Here is a 245-nt window from a genome sequence, read left to right on the forward strand (position 1 = left end):
CAAAGTAACTAGTCAAAATATTCTTCTTTTTTAAGCCTTGCTTTTCTAACTCCACTAAATCACACTCTTTTAAAACTGGGCTTACTTTGACAGTCGGTTTTGGTAGTGGGGTTGTCACTTTTGCTGTTGTAATGACTAAATCCACATCTTCCCAAGCAGTAAAATCTTTTAACATATATTCGGGGATGGTTGCGACAAAAGCGATTTGATACTCGCTATTTAGTGTATCTTTCATCATTGCAATT

The 245-nt window shown here is 35.5% G+C and carries 1 protein-coding gene; it reads right to left on the bottom strand.

The window, feature by feature from the left end; translation table 11 throughout:
• Positions 1-245, bottom strand: a 245-nt coding sequence (locus NG901_RS16800) for a hypothetical protein (RefSeq protein WP_353847571.1), incomplete at both ends; no start/stop codon positions are given.

The sequence above is a fragment of the Clostridium sp. CMCC3677 genome (assembly GCF_023845585.1).
In the GTDB taxonomy this organism is placed as follows: Bacteria; Bacillota; Clostridia; order Clostridiales; family Clostridiaceae; genus Clostridium; species Clostridium aquiflavi.